We start from the raw sequence: 20,366 nt of genomic DNA on the forward strand, positions 1-20,366 counted from the left end.
TCACTCCGCTCCCTGATCGATACTTTTTTCGCCCGAAAAAAGCGGCAGGATGACCTGCGCACAGGTTCCGCGACCCGGTCGCGAGCGCAGCAGCAATTCTCCCTGATGAGCCCGGGCCACCGCCTTGACCACGGTCAGGCCCAGGCCGGTTCCGGTGTTTTTAGTGGTGAAAAAAGGCTCGCCCAGACGCGCCAGCACGTTCGGCTCTATGCCGCTGCCGCTGTCACTGACCGACACGCGCAGATTGTTATCCCGGGTATAGAGATGGACCTTCAAGCGCACATCGCCGGCGCTGGCTTGAATGGCGTTCTCGATCAGGTTGAGGATCGCGCCGACCAGGGTGTCGCGATTGCACAGCAACTCCCCGACATGACTGTCGCACTGCCAGCGAATCGGCAGATCCTGCACATGAGCAAGGGCTGCCGCTTGCAGCGATTGCATGAGCATTTTGGGTGTAACGCGATCCGTCAGCGGCAGCTCGCCACGGGCGAAGATCAGCATGTCGCGCACTTGGTGCTCCAGCTCATGCAGACGCTCTTTCAGGCGTCCGGCAAAGCGTTGCTGCGTGGCGACTGGCAGTTCATGTTCGGTCAAATGACTGGCGTACAGCAACGCAGCGGATAAGGGTGTACGAATTTGATGGGCGAGCGATGCAACCATCCGCCCGAGCGACGACAGGCGTTCATGACGGGCGAGTTGATCTTGCAGATGGCGGGTTTCAGTCAAGTCGTTGAGCAACACCAACTGCCCCGGCTCGGCGTCGAGCGAGCGAGTGGAGATCGACAGACGCCGACCATCCTTAAGCGAGATTTCATGCCCGTCGTCTTCACGGGGCGCGAAGCAGCGGGAAATGACATGGCGCCACAGCTCGCCTTCGAGGGGCAGGCCGAGCAGCTCGCACGCGGCAGGATTGGCTTCGCGCACGATGCCTTGAGCATCGATGACGATGACGCCGCCGGGCAACAGATCAAGGAGGTTTTGCAGGCGATTGGCGAGGCGCTCTTTTTCCGCCAGTTCCTGCATGCGCTGGGCACTGACCACTTCCAGCTCGCCCTTGAGCTCAGTCACCCGGGCTTCGAGAATGCTGTAGGAATCGGTCAGCTGATTCGACATCTGACTGAACAGGGCAAACGACTGCTCAAGGCCAAGCCGATTTACCTGTTCTGCGGACGACGGTAGCCCCGAAGCGTCAGGGACAGGAGACATCTGGGCGGCTTGGGGCATCGTGCACTCTCGCTTGGCTGACCGTCAGTTAAACGGAACGTTGCGAGGGATGTAGCAATACCCGTGCCTAAAAAAAACCGCCTATAAATGAAGGGGTTGAAAAACAGGCGTCAATCATCTGCCTGTTCATCACCGTCACGACGGCTCATGCCGTATTTGCGCATCTTCTCCACCAAGGTGGTGCGACGAATACGCAAGCGCTCGGCAGCACGCGCCACGATGCCATTGGCATCATCCAGCGCCTGCTGAATCAGCCCCTGCTCGAGACCGCCGAGGTAGTCTTTCAAGTCCAGGCCTTCCGGCGGCAACAAGGCATTTACCGAGAAGTCCGGGGTATGACCGTTGATGGCCACCCGCTCTTCCAGATCGCTGCGCAGGCTGTCGACCAATTGCTCGTCTTCGTCGTCGACATAGCGGAATTTCTTCGGCAACTCGACCACGCCGATCACCCCGTACGGATGCATGATCGCCATGCGCTCCACCAGGTTGGCGAGCTCGCGGACGTTGCCGGGCCAGCCGTGACGGCACAGCGACATGATGGCTGCGGAATTGAAACGGATCGAACCACGCTTCTCGTGCTCCATGCGCGAGATCAGCTCGTTCATCAGCAACGGGATGTCTTCGACACGCTCGCGCAACGGCGCCATTTCGATCGGGAACACATTCAGGCGGTAATACAGGTCTTCGCGAAAGGTGCCGATCTCGATCATGCTTTCGAGATTCTTGTGGGTCGCGGCAATGATGCGCACATCCACGCTTTGAGTCTTGTTACTGCCCACGCGCTCGAAGGTACGTTCCTGCAACACGCGCAGCAGCTTGACCTGCATCGGCAGCGGCATGTCGCCGATTTCGTCGAGGAACAGCGTGCCACCGTTGGCCAGCTCAAAGCGCCCGGCACGGCTGGTGATCGCTCCAGTGAACGCGCCCTTCTCGTGGCCGAACAGTTCGCTTTCCAGCAACTCGGCCGGGATCGCCCCGCAATTGACCGGAACGAACGGAGCGTCACGACGCTTGGAGTGATAGTGCAAGTTGCGTGCGACCACTTCCTTGCCGGTGCCGGACTCGCCCAGGATCAACACACTGGCGTCGGTATCGGCGACTTGCTGCATCATCTGACGGACGTGTTGAATCGCCCGGCTGGTGCCGACAAGACTGCGGAAAAGATTGGGTTCGCGATGACGACCGCGCTCGCGGGCCTGGTCGTACATCTCGCGATAGACCTGGGCACGGTGCAGGGAATCGAGCAATTTGCTGTAGCTGGGCGGCATTTCGAGGGTCGAAAGCACTCGGCGACGCTGGTCTTCAGGCAAGTCGACGGAAGAATTATCGCCCATCAACAAAACCGGAAGGAACTCATCCCAGGTTGAGAGTGTCTTTAACAAGCCCAAAAGTGCGCCAGGAGCATTGACCGTCCCGATGAGGACACAGATCACTTCACGACTAGACGACAAAGAGCCGACAGCCTGCTGCCAGTCATGGCTTCCGCAGGGTAAATTTTCTTCACCGAGAAAATTTAAAATCACCGCCAGGTCGCGGCGGCGGACGCTATCGTCATCAATTAGCAGAATTTTGGTTTCACGCCACATGCAATAGCAACTTCCCTAGTCAACTCGGTGCCCGAAATGAGTGGGCAAGCTAGACGCTTGCAGACCGTTAAGCCTGTAGACGCTTGGTATCGGTGAACAGCCACTAGTTAAGTCAAAAAACCGTGCACAGTCAAATTTATGGCGCACATTGTCTGGATTAACCGGGAATTAACTAACCAAACAGATGGTAAACCTTTGCAGCGCTCTTCGCTTGAGTGATCTGCGACATCTCGTCGACTATCGCCTGACGCTCGCCCATCGTCGCCGTCAATAAATCTTTATAGACCGCCAGCAAACTCTCCAGATTGGTCCGCAGCGCTTCCTCGTCGATCGGCGCTTCACTCAGCACCTCATCGACGCATTCACGACACGCCACATCCAGTTCGCCGATCGCATCCCAGTTACGCTCGGCCAGCGCATCGATGAGCGCTTCGCGGGTTTCTTCAATCCGTTGCAGTGCTTGACTCATGGCGTCGTTCCTCAGGCTTGTGGGCCTATTGGGTTGCGATGGCATCCCAGCCGCTTTTTACCGTAACCAACAGCTGCATGACTTCATCGATGATCTGCGTGTCGTTGCTGACATTCGCCTGCACCAGTCGCGCATTCATGTATTCGTACAGACTGTCGAGCTGTTCGATCGTGGCCGGGTCTTCCGCCTTTTCCGCGTCGAGGCCCTGACGCAGACCGGTGATGATGTCGATCGCCTTGGTAATCAGCAGGCATTTCTGCGCAATATCACCGCGGGCCAATGCGCCCTTGGCCTGAGCCAGACGATCCAGGCCGCCTTCAAGCAACAGTTGAATCAACCGATGCGGGCTGGCCTCGGAGATCTGGGCGTGGGAATTGACCTTCTGGTATTGGCGAAGGGCTCTCATAGGGTTCATGTTGCTACCTCGTTACAGGCCACAGGCAAAAAAGTTTCTCTAACCATTTTGTCGACTGTGTCGCATAAAACTTTAATCCAAAGCCAAAAAATCCGGACCACTCACACGCTGTTTTGCAGGGCGGTTTAACGCCCCTGTTATCAATCCGATTTCGGATTATTCAGCGAGTTAAGCGTGGTCATGATGCTTGAGCTGCTGGCGTTGATCTTGGCGATCAGACTGTCCATGGCGTTGTACTTGGCCATCAGAGACGTCTGCAAACTGTCCGTACGACGATCAAGGTCTGCCTGCTGGGTGGTCAGGTCCGTCAATTTGGTATTGAGGTCCGTGACGCGCGAAGCCAGAAGACCGGTTGAACCGACATAGGTCTCGGTCGCCTTGTTCATGCGGGTGATCAAACCGTTATCACCGGTGAACAGTTTGGCGATATCCGCAGAGCCCTTGACCACAGCCTTAGCCCACGCCTTGTCTTCAAGCGTCAGCAAACCGGTTTTCTGGTCGGTGGTAATGCCCATCTGCGACAGACCGCTCATGGCACTTACCCCTGAGCTGTTCACCAGCTCACTGCGCAGGCTGGCAACCAGCTGACGCATCGACGCATCACCGGTCAGTGCACCCGCTGTAGTGGTCGCAGAATCGCCAGTGGCGGTGACCTTGGTCTGGGTATTGATGCTGGTCATCAATGCGTTGTAGGCAGAAACGAACGACTGCACCGATGTCTTCAGGGTCGTGGCGTTACTGTCGACACTGATCGTGACCGGCTTGTCCTTGTCACTGGCGACCAGTTCCAGACTTACACCACTGATGGCGGACGTCACCTTGTTGGAGGTGGACTCCATGGCGACGCCATCGATGGTGTACTTGGCGTTCTTGGCAGCCGCACCGGCGTCATAGCCCTTCGCCAGATCCGAATCACCACTCAAGGTGATGTCAGTACCAGCGCCACTGTTGGTGGAGCCGATCACCAGGCGAGCACCATTGGCATCGCTCAAGACGTTCGCGCTGATACCTTGCGCCGAGAGCTGCGTGTTGATCGACTCACGCACTTGACTCAGGCTGGCACCACCGGGAATTGACACGTCGTAACTTTTGCCCGACTGGGTAATGGTCAGCGTCTGAGCCTCACTCCCCGGGTTGGCAGCGCCCGTCGCCCCACCAGCAAATACCTTGCTGGTGATTTTCGACGAGGTCGCAAGGTCCTGCACCACAACCACATACTTGCCGCTGGAAGCGCCGTCGCCAAGGGTGACCTTGACGTTTTTTTCTTCGGACGTGGAAGCAGCAAGACCATTGAAGGCGGACAGATTGTTCAGCTTCGCGAGTGCAGCGCGGTAGGTATCCAGCGCGCCCTTGACGGTGCCGACAGCCGACAATTGAATGGTCGTGTCTTTCTGCTGGTTGGTGATCTGCGTCTGCTTGGGTGCTTTTTCAGCAGCGACCAAGGCTTTCACAATACCCTGAGTGTCGTAGGTCGACCCTACGCCGCTAATCGTTGAACTCGCCATCTGTAATCTCCTTGTCCTGTGGCTGCCGCTTTATTGGCGCAGATCGCCGTAGCTGCAGTCAGAAACACATTTCATGCCAGCTCAGGCTTTCGTATCAAACAGCAGGCTGCTGGCATCACTCAAATTCTGGGCAAGCTTCAAAGCAGTTTCCGATGGAATCTGCCGAATGACTTCGCCACTTTCCGTAGCGACCACCTTGACCACCACCCTGCCGGTGGAGTCATCAATGGAAAAATCCAGGTTTCGCTGAGTCGATTGCACGAACTCGCGAATGTCGGTCACGGCCTTTTCCAGCGCCACTCGCTTGGTGTCTTCAGTGGCGGCGGGCTCTTGCTCGACCACTGGCGGCGCCAGAGTGACAGAGGCGGTAGCCGTTTGTGTCGCGGCAGCCGGGTAATGCGCGTTCAGCTTAATGCTCATATCCATGTCATCACCTCAAAACCGAAAAAACGGAAGGGCACGTTTGCGCCCTTCCGTTAGTTAACCGCTACCGATATTACTGAAGCAGCTTCAGTACAGCGGATGGCAGCTGGTTAGCCTGGGACAGGATCGCAGTGGAAGCCTGTTGCAGGGTTTGTTGCTTGGTCAGCTCGGCGGCTTCGGAAGCGAAGTCGGCGTCCTGTACGCGGCTACGGGCTGCGGTGGAGTTTTCCGAGATGCTTTGCAGGTTGGCCACGGTGCTGGTGAAACGGTTTTGAACAGCACCCAGCTGCGAACGTTGGGTGTCGATCTGCTGGATCGCGCCGTCCAGAGCCTGGATGGTTTGCTGAGCGCTGGCAGAAGTCAGAACGCTCAGGTCGGCAACGGTGGTGTCCATTTTAACAGCGACAGTTTTATCAACTGCTGCGTCTGTCAGGCCCAAGCTTGTGAGGCCATTACCAGTACTACCGTCAGCAACGGTGATGTCTTTGGTAGAGAACAGGCTCAGAGTATTGTCTTTGCTAATGCTTGCAGTCACACCGGTGCTGGCGCTGTTGATGGACGACACGATGTCGGCCATTGTGGAGCCTGCGGTGAACTTCACTTCAGTACCATTCAGGCTTACCGAAGTGGCGGAGCCGAGTTTGGCTTCAGTGCTGCCAGCAGTCAGACCTAGCTTAGCCAGAGCGCCTGCACCGCCGTCAGCAGTAGCACCGTTAGCGAGTTTGATTGCTTTGCCATCAGCAGAGGTCAGCTGCAAGCGGCCTTCGGACGAAACTGCAGCAGTTACACCAGTTTTGTCAGTAGCGCTTTGAGTATTGATAGCCAATGCAATGGCTGCCATGTCGTCATCTTTTTTCAGCTTGACGTCTTTGCCGTTGATGTTGATCGCAGTGTCTGCTGCCAGTTTGCCTGGAACAGCAGGAACAGCTGCAGCGCCGCCAGTTTGGGTGGCAGCAGCCAGGTCGACGGCAATAGCATCAGTACCGGTTACAGCAATAGTGGCGGCCGAGGTCAAGGAAATCTTATCGGTGCCCGATTTGCTCGCAGTTACACCTGGTACTGCAGCATCGTTAATAGCCTTGATCGCAGCATCAATGTCAGAGCCGTCAAGAATCGTTACCGCTGTAGCACCGATTGTGACTGTTTGGTCAGCGCCCGTAGGAGGTACATAGGTAGTACCAGTTCTAACAAACGGCGTGGCTGGAACAGCCGCAGTGCCACCCGGAAGAGTTACTGGGCTACCAGTTACGGAAGCCGACAGAGTAGTAGTCGCGCCAGCAACAGTAGCTTCGCTGTAAGTACCTTTCAAACCAGTAGCGCTGATGTCGCTCATGCCGAACGAGATGGTCTGGTTAGCATCGGAACCGATCTGGAAGCCAACGTTCTGGAAGGTACCGTCGAGCAGGTTACGACCACCGAAAGTAGTGGTAGCAGCGATACGAGTCAGCTCGCCCACTTTAGCGGTGAATTCCTGTTGCAGGGAATCACGGTCAGCCTGGGATTTGTCACCGTTCGCGGAGTTCAGAGCCAACTCACGCAGACGTTGCAGAATGTTGGTCGATTCTTGCATCGCGCCTTCAGCGGTCTGGGCAATGGAAGTACCGTTGTTGGCGTTGTTGATCGCAACGGTCATGCCTTTAACCTGAGAGGTCAGACGGTTGGCGATCTGCATGCCGGCAGCATCGTCTTTAGCGCTGTTGATTTTCAGGCCGGAAGACAGACGGGTCATCGAGGTGCCCAGGGCATCGCCGGCTTTGTTCAGGTTCCGCTGAACGGTCAACGATGTAATGTTGGTGTTTACTGATAAAGCCATGACGAATTCCTCGTTGGTTGGATACTGCGGCTTCCGGCCCTGGCAACCGCCGGGTGTGGCCTAGAGAACCTTCGTAATAGTTATCGTCGTGAAAGCAGGTTGCTTGAGCGTTTTTTTGATTATTTTTACTAGCACCGTGCCACTCCTTGAATTTCAAGGCCTTAGATCAGAGCCCCGGAACGCAAAAACGCCCATGACCTCGCGGTCATGGGCGTTTTTTTGGCGTTAATTAACTGGCGCGTCAGGGGCGGTGAATAATCGCCGATCCCCAGGACAGGCCTACGCCGAAACCACTGATTGCCACGCGCTTCCAGTTGGAGTCGAACATGTGCTTTTCCAGCAGCAGCGGAATGCTCGACGATACGGTGTTGCCGGTCTCGACCATGTCTTTGATGAACTTCTCCGGCTCGCCTTCGAAACGTCGCGCCACGGCGTCAACAATGGCCGCACTGCCCTGGTGAATGCAGAACGCGTCGACATCCTGAGACGTCAGGCCCGACTCGTTCAGCAACTCGTGCAAGTGCGCTGGCACTTTGAGCAAGGCAAAGTTGAAGACCTGACGGCCGTTCATATAGAACACGCCATCGGTGACCTTCAAGTGAGGTGCGCCGGAACCGTCGGTACCGAACTTGGCTTTGCCGAGCTGCCATGTAGCGTCTTCGCCCATCCATGTAGCTGTGGCCGCATCGCCGAACAACATGGTGGTGTTGCGATCTTCCGGATCGACGATCTTCGAATACGGGTCAGCGGTGATCAGCAGGCCGTTCTTCAAGCCTGCGGCTTCCATGAAGCCCTTGATGGCGTAGATACCGTAGACATAGCCCGAGCAACCCAGGGAGATGTCGAACGCCGCAACATTGGTCGACAGCCCCAGTTTGTCCTGAACGATGGCCGAGGTGTGAGGCAAGCCCTCTTCGTCACCGTTTTGGGTAACGACAATCAGCACGTCGATGGATTGACGATCCAGCTGAGGATTGTTCGCAAACAAGGCATTGGCCGCTTCGACACAGAGGTCGGATGTTTCCTGAGCCGGATCCTTGCGTGGCAGGAACGCCGAACCGATTTTCCCGAGGATGAACTCTTCATCCTTCTCGAACTTCGCGCCCTGAGCGTAATTATCCAGCCCACTTGCTGGCACGTAGCTAGCAATGCTTTTTATGCCAATCATTGTGGCTTCCCAATACTAAATAGCTGGAGATCACCGCTCGCAAGACCGAGAGGTACTGACAATACTGGATTTCACCGAGCGAAAAAATACGGCGCAGGCGCTCCAGAAATCCTGAAAACACGCCCGACAGGGGTCAGCCCCCTGCCCATCCTTTTTTACACAATACAGTGAAGATGCGCTTTATGACTCGCAGGTCACGCATTATGCGTGCCTTGTGCCAAACATCCAGCCACAAACAAGCGATCAGTCGCGTGCTGAATGACAAAAAGCACCGATTCAAGGGAAGAAAGGATAAAGAAGACGTAGCCGACATCCGGGATGCCGGCTATCAATAGGAGATCACAGCTTGTTGAACAGGCTCAACTGAGAGATTTTCACGAATGCCAATTGCGATGCCTGCAGCAGCGATTGCTGAAAAGCCAGGTCGATCGAAGCCGTAGCGATGTCGGTACTACCAATGGCTACCTGGGTACTGGCATTGGATAGACTGAGGCTGATGTTCTCGGTATTGGCAATATCCACCGAGTTCAAGCGTGCACCGATTGCGCCCTGAACACTCAGAATTTGCTCACTGGAGTTGTTCAGGTTGCCAATGGCCGAATTCAACGCGTCCTTGAGCTTGATCTGCGCCATGACATCACCGTCGGAAGGCGTTTCCAGCGCTTGGCGCAACTGGCTCAACGTGTCGAGCGCACTCTGAGTCTTATGGCCGCTGGCACCCACGACGAACTGGTCGTCAGCGCCTGGAGCACCTGTGAAATCGAGTTTGACGCCCGCCACCGTGATCGAACCCGCCGTCAGCACACCATCGCCAATCGACTTGCTGTCTGCACTCATCGGCTGGGCGTACACCTTATAGTTGGTAGCATCGGTGAACTTGACGACCACACCGCTGCTGGGGAACCCGTTGACGTAGGCCGCTTGATCAACAACACCGGAGCCCGTGACTTGCGCGGTCGATGCGTTGCTGGGTGTACGGGATGCGTTGAAGCTGTCGGGCTTGCTGCCCAACGTGAAAATATGATCCTTGACCTCAGCGTCAGGCGTCATTGGCAGCGTGGTCGCGGGATCAATTGGAGCCTTGAGCCGTAGCGTGATATCGAATTGCACGCCGCGCAAATTGATGCTGGCGCTGCCTTCTTTCTTCGAATCGAAGGCGCCATTCCCAGACACCTCGGAAGTCACGTCATTGCCGTCTTTATCGGCAATGCTGAAGTGTGTGCTGTCGATAAACTTCAGCTCGTAAGGCTCACCGGCAGAGAAGTTCTTGGTGTAGGCCGCATTGGAGGTCAACAGCCCGGCAGACACTGAAACCGTGCCGTCATTGGGCTTGGACGGATCAAGGATTGCCTGGGTGCGTCCCGAATTTATCGCCGATTCGAGGATGCTCTTTCCGGTGTCACTGGTGGCAATAGACAGGGTGTCCGAGATTTGCAGGCTGAGTTGGGTATCATCTCCCTGGTAGGTGTAGGTGCCGTCGTTGTTGCGCACATAAGGTTGCGTTGTAGTCTTTGAACCCGCGAACAAGTAGTTACCGGACGGGTCCTTGCTATTGAGCAAACTCAGGACGTTAGCTTCGATCTCGCCCAGTTCTGCCGCGATCGATTTGCGATCCGCATCGCTCTTGCCACCATCACCCGCACTCAGCGTCAATTCGCGAGCACGCTGCAGCGCCGTGTTGATGCTATCCAGCACGCTTTCTTCGTTCGCCAGTGTGTTTTTGATACTGCCGATATTGGTGCTGTATTGGCCCAGCATGTCTTTCTGCTGTTGCAGCATCAGCAACTTCGCGGCGCCCACAGGATCGTCACCAGCCGTCTGAATGCGATCTCCAGAACTGATCTGTTCCTGAGTCTTGACCACTGAAGAGAAATTATTCTGGTACTTGGCCGCACTCGTCTCAAAGTACTGGGCAGTAGAAATGCGCATCGTCGAAAACTCCCTTAAAGACTATTGATCAGCGTGCTGAAGGTTTCTTGCGCGGCCTTGATAATCTGCGACGACGCGGTGTAATACTGCTGGAACTTGACCAGATCGGCGGCCTCGTCATCCAGGTTGACCTGGGACACGGAACCGACTTCGGACTTGGCCCGGGCCAGGATGGCGCCACTGGCGGTGCTGTCACCCAGGGCCTGACTGGCCTTGGCGCCGACCTGTTCCACCAGTCGGCTGTAGGCAGTGGTCATGCTCATGCCGGCGTTGCCGCCAGTGACGCCGACCGTTGCCTTGGTCTGCAAACCCAACAGTTCGTTGGCGTTGCGGTTGTCTTTCTTGCCGTCGACGTTGAATGCGACTTCGTACTTGTCGTTCTTCGAGGGCGAGCCACTGACCGTGGTGTTGAAGGAGAACGACTTGCCCGCGATCGGTGCGCCCGACGCATCGAGCATCGGCACGTTGATCGTCAGGTCGTTGCCCTGGCCCGGCACGATGGTGCCGGTGCCGATGCTCTGCCCTTTCGAGTTGAACACTTCGTAGCCCTGACTCCCGCCTGCGGCCTCTTTGAAGGTCAGCGTCACGGGCATGGAATTCTTGATGCCGTCTTGCAGGGCAGCCAGATCCGCGCCGCCATAGATATCCATTGGAATGGTCAACGCCGGCGGAGTCAGCGCACCGGTACCGCCGTTGCCCGTGTTACTGGTCGCAACCAGCGCACCGGCGAAGGCGAGCTTGTTCGAGTCGGTCATCTGGGTGGTGATGCTGCTTGCGCCGGTGCGGGTCGGGATCACCTTGAACGAGTCACCCGCGCTCAGACCGCCACCGTTCAGGTCGAGCTTGAAACCGTCGATTTCTGCCGCCGGGGACAGGTCGAACGAACCCATGTCCTTGCCGTCGGAGCGTTTGACCGTGTACTTGTCCGCCGCGGTAAACGTAACCTGATAGTCAAACGTCGTCAGCGCACTGGAGTTGGTGATCGTGACATCAAGGTTGCCGGAACCGGTGCTGTTGTTCGACGACGCCAGGCTGCGCTGACTGATAGCGGTCAAGCTGTTGATGCTGGAGAACAGCGATGAACCAAACTCGCCATTGGCATCGAGCCCCTGCCCCAACTGGCGGTTGATTTTGTCGGCAACCACAATCGCCGTACGGCCCAGGTCATTCATTGCCGGGACCAGCACGTCATCGCGATAGCGCAGCAAACCACCGATCTTGCCCCCGCTGACAACGGAGGTCACATCAGTGACTGACGACGGGGAATTCACCTGAATGGTCAACTGACTCTTGTCGATCCCGGTTCGGGCCGTCGTGAGGGTGTTGGACGTATTGCCCAACACCAGCGATTGCCCCGTCCCAAGGGAGATGTTGTAACTGCCGTTCTGCTCTTGAACCGTCACGCCGACCAGCTCGTTGAGCGTGCGGACGGCTTCGTTACGCGCATCGAGCAAGTTGCTCGGACCACTGCCGGTCGAGCTGCTGGCCTGGGAAATCTGCTTGTTCAGCGAGGCAATGGAGGACGTCAACTGGTTGACCTTCTCGGTCATCGTCGTCAACTGGCTGTTGATGCCCTCGTTCTGCTGCTGCATCTGCGAGGCCAAGGCGTTGAAGCGGTTGCTCAACGTTTGCGCATTGGTCAGCAGCAGTTGCCGGGCGGCCGTGTCGCTTGGCGTAGCGGCGGAGGTTTGTACCGACGAAAAGAAGCTGCTCAAGACCGCGCTGATCCCCGTGGTCTTGTCGGAGAAGAGCTTGTCGAGCGGGTTCACTTGCTCGAGGTAGGCGTTGGCGTCATTGCTCAGCGAGGTACTGGTCTGCAACTGCTGATCGAGATAAGCGTTGTAGACCCGACGCACGTCCGCCAGGGTCGTACCGCTGCCGATGAACACGCCGCCACTCAGATTGGATGTATTACTGCTCTGGATGGTCTGCTGGCGTGAATAGCCGGCGGTGTTGGCGTTGGCAATGTTGTTGCCGACGGTCGCCAACGACACCTGACTGGCGTTGAGCCCCGACATCCCGATATTGAGCAAACTCATGGTTCAGACCTTATACCTTGTGCCTATATAGGCGTGGTGGAAACGCCCGCCGCAGCGTAGTTCTGGTAACTCGTCATCTGCTTGGCTATCTGCGAAATCTTGTTTGCGTAGTTCGGGTCGGTTGCGTAACCGGCCTTCTGCAACTCGCGTACAAATTGTTCCGGGTTATCGGCCGACTTCACGACATCTTGATAACGATTGTTGCTTTGCAACAACGTCACCAGGTCGTGGAAGCTGTCCTTGTACGAGTCGTAGGAACGGAACTGTGCCGTCTCCTTGACCATCTCGCCATTCCTGAATTCACTGGTGATGGCCCGCGCCGAATCGCCCTTCCAGCTATTGCTGGCCTTGATGCCGAACAGGTTGTGACTGCTGCTGCCATCCTGGGCGCGCATGACCGATTTGCCCCAACCGGTTTCGAGCGCGGCCTGGGCCACCAGGTAGCGTGGATCGACGCCAATGCGGTCGGCTGCTTCCTTGGCCATGGGCAGCATGGCATTGACGAATTCGTCGGCGGAGCTAAAGGCTTTCTTCGCCGGCGCTAGCGGAATCTGCGCCATGGCACGGCCGTAAATCTGCAGGCGTCCGGTCGATGGCGCCTCGGTCTGCGCCGTCAGCCAATCGCCGTTATAGAGCGAGCCGGAACCAGTGGTGCTGGTTGGCGGCACTTCGATTTTGTTGATCGCCGAGGTGGCTGTCGCCGCCGGGGTCGATGCCGATGGCACCAGTCCCGCGAGCAAGCGATCCGCCAGTTTCGGAGGCAACGCCAGTCGACGCTGATTGATCAACGCCATGTCGTTGCGGTGTGCGCCCTCGCCTGCTGCCTGCGGCGCATGGATCGAACGCGAAGCCCACAGCGGACGCTGTCCATTGAGGCGCGACAATGGTCCATTGGTGGCGACCGTGCCGGCAGCAATCGGCGTTTCCACGGCAGCTTTCGCTTCGGCCTGCTTGGCGGCGGACGCTGCAGCAGCCTCACCCGGCGCCATCGGTTTGTTCTTCGACATCTGTCGCATCAACACGTCGGCCAGACCGATACCACCGCCCTCTCGGGACATGGAAACAGCCAGTTGCTGGTCGTACATTTCCTGGTACTGCTTGGCTTCAGGCGTGTTTAGCGGATTGTCCTGCCCCAGCGTGTTGGTGGCGGAGCGCATGGACTTGAGCATTTCTCCGAGGAACAGCGACTCGAACTCCTGCGCAACCTTGCGCATGTTGCCATCGCTGTTCTTGTCGCCGACCTTGAGCTGGTTCAGTCGATTCAGGTCCGAATAGGAACCCGAGTCGCTGCTGCTGACCAGACCGCTCTTGAACATATCCATGGTCGTCGTCCTCAGATCACGATCAGATCGGCTTGCAACGCGCCGGCCTGTTTCAATGCTTCGAGGATCGCCATCAAGTCACCCGGTGCCGCGCCGACCTGGTTAACCGCGCGAACGATTTCGTCGAGGGTGGTGCCCGGGCCGAATTTGAACATCGGCTTGGCTTCCTGCTGGGCGTTTACCCGCGAGCGCGGCACGACCGCCGTCTGACCATTGGACAGAGGGCCGGGCTGGCTGACGATCGGGTCTTCGGTGATGGTCACGGTCAGGCTGCCGTGCGTCACAGCTGCCGGGGAAACCTTGACGTTCTGGCCGATCACGATAGTGCCCGTGCGGGAATTGATGATGACTTTCGCCACCGCCTGACCTGGATCGACTTCGAGGTTTTCGATGATCGACAGGTAGTCGACACGCTGGCTCGGATCCAGTGGCGCACTGACGCGAATCGAACCGCCGTCGATGGCCTGGGCGACGCCAGGGCCGAGCATGTTGTTGATCTTGTCGACGATGCGTTTGGCCGTGGTGAAGTCCGAACGGTTCAGGTTCAGGGTCAGGCTGTTGCCCTGATTGAAGCCGCTCGGCACCGAGCGTTCAACCGACGCACCGCCTGGGATGCGACCGGCCGACGGGACGTTGACGGTGATCTTCGAACCATCACGGCCTTCCGCATCGAATCCGCCTACCACCAGGTTGCCCTGGGCGATGGCGTAGACATTACCGTCGATGCCTTTAAGCGGTGTCAGCAGCAAGGTGCCGCCACGCAGGCTCTTGGAGTTACCGATGGAGGAGACGGTGATATCAACCTGCTGACCGGGCTTGGCGAAGGCAGGCAAATCAGCGCTGATCGACACGGCGGCGACGTTCTTCAACTGCACGTTGCCCGAACCCGGCGGCACCTTGATGCCGAACTGCGAGAGCATGTTGTTGAAGGTCTGCAGGGTGAACGGGGTCTGTGTCGTCTGGTCACCGGTACCGTTGAGCCCGACCACCAGGCCGTAGCCGATCAATTGGTTGGAACGCACGCCGGAAATACTGGCGATGTCCTTCAGCCGCTCGGCTTGAGCGCTGAAGGCCGCGGACAACAACAGGGCGGCCACCGTCAGGTGTTTAAGATTCAAGATGGCCACCTAGAAAGGGAACAGCGGGCTGAGGAAGAAACGGTCGAACCAGCCTGGCTGACTCGCATCGGCAAACGCACCGGTGCCCGAGTAGGTGATGCGTGCATCGGCGACACGGGTCGAGGAAACGGTGTTGTCGGTGGCGATGTCATCAGCCCGAACCATCCCGGCGATCCGCACCAGCTCATCGCCGGTGTTGAGGGTCAGCCACTTCTCGCCGCGCACGGCGATGATGCCGTTTGGCAGCACGTCGGCAACGGTCACGGTGATCGAACCGGTCAGGCTGTTGCTCTGCCCCGACTTGCTGTCGCCCTTTGTGGCTCGGTCGCCGGCATAACCGACGTCCAGGCTCAGGTCACCACCGCCCACCGGATCATTGGTGCTCAGACCACCACCGAAAAACGAGCTCAGCCCGATGTCGGTCTTGCTGGTCTTGCCCACCTGCGAGTTGGCGTTCTTGCTCGCCTGGGTCCGCTCGTTCAAGGTGATGGTAATGATGTCACCGACCCGGAAAGCCTTGCGGTCGCTGTACAGGTTCTGTTCGAAACCGGCCTGATAGATCGAGCCATTATTGGCGGCAGCCGGCAGCGGCGTGCGCGGCAACACCGGAGCGTAATAAGGGTCATTGGGCTTGGGCGTCGGAGCGACGCAGCCCGCGAGCGCGGTGATCCCACTCAGTGCCAGAACAGATACAAAGCGATTCATGACCCTACCTCACGGTGTTGCAGGCGACCTCATGGTCGCCTCATAGACTTGATTACAGATTCTGCGTTACGAACGAGAGCATCTGGTCGGCGGTGGAGATCACCTTGGAGTTCATCTCGTAGGCGCGCTGGGTGGTGATCATGTTGACCATCTCCTCAACGGTGCTGACGTTGGACGTTTCCAGGGTGTTCTGCAGCGTGGTGCCGAAACCGGCGAGGCCCGGCGTACCGACTTGCGGCGCGCCACTGGCAGCGGTTTCCAGGAACAGGTTGTTACCCACGGCTTGCAGGCCGGCCGGGTTGATGAAGTCGGCGGTTTGCAGGTTGCCGATCACCTGGGACGCGGCGTTGCCAGGAACGGTGACGGACACGGTACCGTCGCGACCGACCGTGAAGGTCTGGGCATCGTTCGGGATGACAATGGCCGGCTCCAGGGCGAAACCGCTGGCGTTGACGATCTGGCCATTGGAGTCCAGGTGGAAAGTACCGTCACGGGTGTAGGACGTGGTGCCGTCCGGCTGCAGAATCTGGAAGAAACCGCGACCGTCGATAGCCATGTCCAGTGGCTGTTCGGTGGTTTGCAGGCTGCCGGCGGTGAAGTTTTTCTGGGTGCCGACAATGCGCACACCGGTACCCACTTGCAGACCCGACGGCAGTTCGCTGTCCTGGGTCGACTGGGCGCCTGGCTGGCGTTTGATCTGATAGAGCAGGTCCTGGAATTCGGCGCGGTCACGTTTGAAACCCGTGGTCGACACGTTGGCCAGGTTGTTGGAAATGGTGGTCAGGTTGGTGTCCTGGGCGGACAGACCTGTTTTGGCAACCCATAGAGCCGGAAGCATTCGATTCTCCTCGTGCGCCTGTTTTACGGCGCGACGTTCTGGTAATTAGCTGATCTGCAAGACCCGAGCCATGGCCTGGTCGTCTTCTTTGGCGGTGTTCATCATCTTGATGTGCAATTCGAATTGCTTGGCCAGCGCCAGCACCGAGGTCATTTCCTCGACGGCATTGACGTTGCTCGACTCGAGGAAACCGGACACCAGTTTCACGCCGGCATCGGCTTGAGCCGGCTTGCCGTCCTTGGTATGGATCGAACCATCCAGGCCTTTGGTCATGTTCTTGAAGTCAGGGTTGACCAGCTTGATGCGGTCGACTTCGGCCATCACTCGCGGGCCTTCGCCCATCGCGCGGATGCTGATAGTGCCGTCCTCGCCGACTTCGATCTGTTGCTCGGGCGGCACGGCAATCGGTCCACCGTTGCCCATCACCGGCATACCGTTGCCGGCGCGCAGCACGCCAAGGGCGTCGACGTTCAGGCTGCCGGTGCGCACATAACTTTCGCCGCCATCCGGGTTCTGCACGGCGATCCAGCCATTGCCCTGAACCGCCACATCAAGATCGCGACCGGTTTCCACCAGGGAGCCGGCGGAGAAGTCGGTGGCTGGACGCTCGGACATGGCAAACGCACGCGCCGGAAAGCTGTCGCCGAACACCGGCATCGAGCGCGCTTGCTCCAGGTCTTTCTGAAAACCGTTGGTGGAGATGTTCGCCAGGTTGTTCGCATGAGCCTTTTGCGCCAATGCATTCTGGCTGGCGCCGGTCATCGCTACATAAAGGTACTTGTCCACACTCTTTCCTCTGCATGCCGGACGTTTGCCGCCCACTGCTGTACTGCTGAGCCATAAGCAATTTGCAGACCAACTTTTTTCTGGCGGCACCGGACCCGGCAAACAAAGGACTTGAGGGGTTTTACGAGGAAAGGAGGAATGTAGAGAAGACGAAAAACCGGCGGTGTTATGCCGCTACGCGGCAACAGATCAAAGATCGCAGCCTCGTTGCACTCGACAGCTCCTACAGGGGGACCGCGTGTTTACTTGTAGGAGCTGTCGAGTGCAACGAGGCTGCGATCGTTTGATCTTAAAGGCTGCTGTCCTTGCCCACCTCATACTCACGCAACTTGTTGGCAATCGTGGTGTGCGATACCCCCAACCGCTTGCCCAGCTGCCGGCTGCTTGGATGCTCGGAATACAGGCGCTCCAGCACTGCCTTTTCAAACCGGCCGACGATTTCGTCCAACCCGCCTTCCAGCGAAAAATCGCCAAGGGGCTGACGCACGCCATAGTCCGGCAGACGAATATGTTCCGCCTTGACGGTGCCGCCTTCGCACAGGGAAACCGCCTGGAACAAGACGTTCTCCAGCTGTCGCACATTACCGGGCCAATGGTAATGACTGAGCCGCTCCATGGCCGCTGGCGCCAACTTCGGCAACGGGCAGCCGATCTGCCGACTGGCCTGATCAAGGAAGTGCTCAACCAGCGGCGTCAGACCATCCAGGCACTCGCGCAGCGGTGGGATGTGCAGCGACAGTACATTCAAGCGGTGGTACAGGTCCTGGCGAAACTCACCCCGCGCGCACAGTTCGGACAAATCCACCTGGGTCGCGCAGATCACTCGTACATCGAGGTAAACCTCTTCATCGCTGCCGACACGACGGAAGCATCCGTCCTGCAAGAAGCGCAGCAATTTCACCTGCAAGCGCGGGCTCATTTCGCCGACACCATCGAGAAACAACGTACCGCCCGCCGTCAATTCCAGAAGCCCGAGCTTGCCTTCAGCCCGCGCGCCTTCAAAGGCGCCGGGACCGTAGCCAAACAGCTCAGTTTCGGCCATGGACTCCGGCAGGCCGGCACAGTTGAGCGCCATCAGCGGCGATTGACCGCGTGGACTGGCCAGGTGGCAGGCCCGCGCCAGCAGCTCCTTGCCGGTGCCGGTTTCGCCTTCTATTAACAGTGGCGCATCCAGCGGCGCCATGCGTCGGGCTTCGCGGACCACGGCGGCCATCACTTTCGAGCTCTGGAAGATGCTGTCGAACCCACGCAATTCCTGCTTGCGCACGTTGTAGATGCGCTCGCCCACCCGATCCGCGCGGTGCAGCGTGAGTACTGCGCCGGCCATGGCCTCGCTGTCATCGTGCTCCGATTGCAGCGGTGCGATGTCCGCCAGGAACACATCGCCTTTTACCTTCACTCGCAATCCGTTGATCCGCGACTTGTTGGCGCGGACCAGCTCTGGCAGGTCGAAATCCTCAGCGTAACGGGACAAGGGAATCCCCGGCACCTCGTCCACCCGTACGCCGAGCAACTGCGCCGCCGCACGATTGGCCGCGACAATCGAGCCGCCCATGTCGATCGACAACACTGGAAACTCCAGCGCCCCGAGCAAGGCATTGAGTTCCATGTGCCGACGCTCGCTGGGCATCAGCCCTACACGCTTGACGCCAAATACACCGGCAATGGATTCAAATTTCGCACGCAACGCCTGGAACTGGAGGTTGATCAGGTTTGGGCAGTGCAGGTAGATCGCATTCCCATGCTCACCACCCACTTCGCCGCGAGCGACGTTGATCCCGTACTCCACCAGCAGGTTGAGAATGTCGCGCAGAATGCCGATGCGGTTCTGGCAATGGACTTTGATACGCATATGAAAGACCTGATAAACGATGATTGACCTGTGGGAGCCAGCCTACTGGCGATGACGTCGCATCAGTCGATGTTGATGTCGAATGACACACTGCTATCGCCAGCAGGCTGGCTCCCACAGGGTTAGCGCCCGACCTTTCTGACTAAGCGCTCAGATAGTCGTCAAGATTATGTGACACCTACGGCGCTTTTCAAACTCGAAAAACTCAATAACTGCGCGACAGCAGGATATCCGTAACGAAAACTTTACGATTTGATCGGAATTTTCCTACTTGCTGCTCCTACCTGCTGCTGCATCGCCACGCACCTTGGGTTATTTCTAACTCCATAGCTGGACATAACAAGAACGAAATCCCCTAGCAGGAGAGCAGCATGAAGCAGACGCAATACGTGGCTCGCGAGCCCGATGCGCAAGGTTTTATCGATTACCCCGCCGAAGAACATGCGGTGTGGAACACGCTGATCACTCGCCAACTGAAAGTGATCGAGGGTCGTGCGTGCCAGGAGTACCTGGACGGTATCGAAAAACTCGGTCTGCCCCACGACCGCATTCCGCAACTCGGCGAAATCAACAAGGTCCTCGGTGAAACCACCGGCTGGCAAGTCGCCCGCGTTCCGGCACTGATTCCCTTCCAGACGTTTTTCGAACTGCTGGCCAACAAGCAATTCCCCGTCGCGACCTTTATTCGTACCCGAGAAGAACTGGATTACCTCCAGGAGCCGGACATTTTCCATGAGATCTTTGGCCACTGTCCGCTGCTGACCAATCCCTGGTTCGCCGAATTTACCCACACTTACGGCAAACTCGGCCTGCAGGCGAGCAAGGAAGAACGCGTGTACCTGGCGCGTCTTTACTGGATGACCATCGAGTTCGGCCTGGTCGACACGCCTCAAGGCCAGCGAATCTATGGCGGCGGCATCCTCTCTTCGCCGAAAGAAACCGTTTACTGCCTGTCGGACGAGCCTGAGCATCAAGCCTTCGACCCCCTGGAATGCATGCGCACGCCTTACCGCATCGACATTCTGCAGCCGCTGTATTTTGTCCTGCCGAATCTCAAGCGCCTGTTCGACCTCGCCCACGAAGACATCATGGGCATGGTCCAGCAGGGCATGCAGCTTGGTTTGCACGCACCGAAATTTCCGCCCAAGCCCAAAGCGGCCTGAGCAGATCCCGC

17 protein-coding genes are annotated in these 20,366 nt (G+C 57.9%); 1 reads left to right on the forward strand and 16 read right to left on the reverse strand.

Features of this window, described 5'->3' with window-relative positions:
* The 16 genes from GBC55_RS01430 to GBC55_RS01505 all read right to left on the reverse strand — a co-directional run bounded on the left by GBC55_RS01430 (position 1) and on the right by GBC55_RS01505 (position 19,192).
* On the reverse strand, positions 1-1,206 hold the full coding sequence (locus GBC55_RS01430) for an ATP-binding protein (RefSeq protein ID WP_162440435.1): 1,206 nt from the start codon (positions 1,204-1,206) through the stop codon (positions 1-3).
* Positions 1,207-1,334: 128 nt separating this feature from the next.
* Positions 1,335-2,810 carry a sigma-54 dependent transcriptional regulator gene (locus tag GBC55_RS01435; protein WP_162440415.1) on the reverse strand — a complete coding sequence of 492 codons (1,476 nt, stop codon included), beginning with the start codon at positions 2,808-2,810 and terminating at the stop codon, positions 1,335-1,337.
* Positions 2,811-2,982: 172 nt separating this feature from the next.
* Positions 2,983-3,279, reverse strand: a complete 297-nt coding sequence (fliT, locus tag GBC55_RS01440; protein WP_162440416.1) for a flagellar protein FliT — start codon at positions 3,277-3,279, stop codon at positions 2,983-2,985.
* 25 nt (positions 3,280-3,304) lie between these two features.
* Positions 3,305-3,694, reverse strand: a complete 390-nt coding sequence (gene fliS / locus GBC55_RS01445) for a flagellar export chaperone FliS (protein ID WP_162440417.1) — start codon at positions 3,692-3,694, stop codon at positions 3,305-3,307.
* 140 nt (positions 3,695-3,834) lie between these two features.
* Entirely contained in the window at positions 3,835-5,199 is a 1,365-nt protein-coding gene (gene fliD / locus GBC55_RS01450) for a flagellar filament capping protein FliD (protein WP_162440418.1), read from the reverse strand.
* Positions 5,200-5,280: 81 nt separating this feature from the next.
* Positions 5,281-5,625, reverse strand: a complete 345-nt coding sequence (locus GBC55_RS01455; protein ID WP_162440419.1) for a flagellar protein FlaG — start codon at positions 5,623-5,625, stop codon at positions 5,281-5,283.
* Between the two features lie 70 nt (positions 5,626-5,695).
* On the reverse strand, positions 5,696-7,435 hold the full coding sequence (locus GBC55_RS01460; protein WP_162440420.1) for a flagellin: 1,740 nt from the start codon (positions 7,433-7,435) through the stop codon (positions 5,696-5,698).
* A gap of 241 nt (positions 7,436-7,676) precedes the next feature.
* Positions 7,677-8,603, reverse strand: coding sequence for a ketoacyl-ACP synthase III (locus tag GBC55_RS01465; protein ID WP_162440421.1), 927 nt, complete (start codon positions 8,601-8,603; stop codon positions 7,677-7,679).
* Between the two features lie 339 nt (positions 8,604-8,942).
* Positions 8,943-10,532 carry a flagellar hook-associated protein 3 gene (locus tag GBC55_RS01470; protein WP_162440422.1) on the reverse strand — a complete coding sequence of 530 codons (1,590 nt, stop codon included), beginning with the start codon at positions 10,530-10,532 and terminating at the stop codon, positions 8,943-8,945.
* Positions 10,533-10,546: 14 nt separating this feature from the next.
* Positions 10,547-12,571, reverse strand: coding sequence for a flagellar hook-associated protein FlgK (flgK, locus tag GBC55_RS01475; protein ID WP_162440423.1), 2,025 nt, complete (start codon positions 12,569-12,571; stop codon positions 10,547-10,549).
* Between the two features lie 23 nt (positions 12,572-12,594).
* Positions 12,595-13,893, reverse strand: coding sequence for a flagellar assembly peptidoglycan hydrolase FlgJ (flgJ, locus tag GBC55_RS01480; protein ID WP_162440424.1), 1,299 nt, complete (start codon positions 13,891-13,893; stop codon positions 12,595-12,597).
* An 11-nt stretch (positions 13,894-13,904) separates the two neighbouring features.
* On the reverse strand, positions 13,905-15,011 hold the full coding sequence (locus GBC55_RS01485) for a flagellar basal body P-ring protein FlgI (protein ID WP_178114342.1): 1,107 nt from the start codon (positions 15,009-15,011) through the stop codon (positions 13,905-13,907).
* Positions 15,012-15,020: 9 nt separating this feature from the next.
* Positions 15,021-15,716, reverse strand: coding sequence for a flagellar basal body L-ring protein FlgH (gene flgH, locus GBC55_RS01490; protein ID WP_162440425.1), 696 nt, complete (start codon positions 15,714-15,716; stop codon positions 15,021-15,023).
* 52 nt (positions 15,717-15,768) lie between these two features.
* A complete protein-coding gene (gene flgG / locus GBC55_RS01495) occupies positions 15,769-16,554 on the reverse strand; it encodes a flagellar basal-body rod protein FlgG (protein ID WP_045058874.1) in 786 nt (261 codons plus the stop codon).
* Between the two features lie 45 nt (positions 16,555-16,599).
* A complete protein-coding gene (locus GBC55_RS01500; RefSeq protein WP_162440426.1) occupies positions 16,600-17,340 on the reverse strand; it encodes a flagellar basal body rod protein FlgF in 741 nt (246 codons plus the stop codon).
* 289 nt (positions 17,341-17,629) lie between these two features.
* On the reverse strand, positions 17,630-19,192 hold the full coding sequence (locus tag GBC55_RS01505) for a sigma-54-dependent transcriptional regulator (protein ID WP_162440427.1): 1,563 nt from the start codon (positions 19,190-19,192) through the stop codon (positions 17,630-17,632).
* Between the two features lie 371 nt (positions 19,193-19,563).
* Here GBC55_RS01505 and phhA point away from each other — a divergent pair, with 371 nt between their 5' ends.
* Positions 19,564-20,355: a phenylalanine 4-monooxygenase gene (gene phhA / locus GBC55_RS01510; protein ID WP_162440428.1), complete on the forward strand. Its 792-nt coding sequence runs from the start codon at positions 19,564-19,566 to the stop codon at positions 20,353-20,355.
* Positions 20,356-20,366 lie beyond the last annotated feature (11 nt).

This window comes from Pseudomonas sp. TNT3 (assembly GCF_010095445.2).
Taxonomy (GTDB): domain Bacteria; phylum Pseudomonadota; class Gammaproteobacteria; order Pseudomonadales; family Pseudomonadaceae; genus Aquipseudomonas.

Coding starts and splice junctions, on each gene's coding strand:
- GBC55_RS01430 (WP_162440435.1), bottom strand. CDS start 1,206: ATGTCTCCTGTCCCTGACGCTTCGGGGCTACCGTCGTCCGCAGAACAG.
- GBC55_RS01435 (WP_162440415.1), bottom strand. CDS start 2,810: ATGTGGCGTGAAACCAAAATTCTGCTAATTGATGACGATAGCGTCCGC.
- fliT (WP_162440416.1), bottom strand. CDS start 3,279: ATGAGTCAAGCACTGCAACGGATTGAAGAAACCCGCGAAGCGCTCATC.
- fliS (WP_162440417.1), bottom strand. CDS start 3,694: ATGAACCCTATGAGAGCCCTTCGCCAATACCAGAAGGTCAATTCCCAC.
- fliD (WP_162440418.1), bottom strand. CDS start 5,199: ATGGCGAGTTCAACGATTAGCGGCGTAGGGTCGACCTACGACACTCAG.
- GBC55_RS01455 (WP_162440419.1), bottom strand. CDS start 5,625: ATGGATATGAGCATTAAGCTGAACGCGCATTACCCGGCTGCCGCGACA.
- GBC55_RS01460 (WP_162440420.1), bottom strand. CDS start 7,435: ATGGCTTTATCAGTAAACACCAACATTACATCGTTGACCGTTCAGCGG.
- GBC55_RS01465 (WP_162440421.1), bottom strand. CDS start 8,603: ATGATTGGCATAAAAAGCATTGCTAGCTACGTGCCAGCAAGTGGGCTG.
- GBC55_RS01470 (WP_162440422.1), bottom strand. CDS start 10,532: ATGCGCATTTCTACTGCCCAGTACTTTGAGACGAGTGCGGCCAAGTAC.
- flgK (WP_162440423.1), bottom strand. CDS start 12,571: ATGAGTTTGCTCAATATCGGGATGTCGGGGCTCAACGCCAGTCAGGTG.
- flgJ (WP_162440424.1), bottom strand. CDS start 13,893: ATGGATATGTTCAAGAGCGGTCTGGTCAGCAGCAGCGACTCGGGTTCC.
- flgH (WP_162440425.1), bottom strand. CDS start 15,716: ATGAATCGCTTTGTATCTGTTCTGGCACTGAGTGGGATCACCGCGCTC.
- flgG (WP_045058874.1), bottom strand. CDS start 16,554: ATGCTTCCGGCTCTATGGGTTGCCAAAACAGGTCTGTCCGCCCAGGAC.
- GBC55_RS01505 (WP_162440427.1), bottom strand. CDS start 19,192: ATGCGTATCAAAGTCCATTGCCAGAACCGCATCGGCATTCTGCGCGAC.
- phhA (WP_162440428.1), top strand. CDS start 19,564: ATGAAGCAGACGCAATACGTGGCTCGCGAGCCCGATGCGCAAGGTTTT.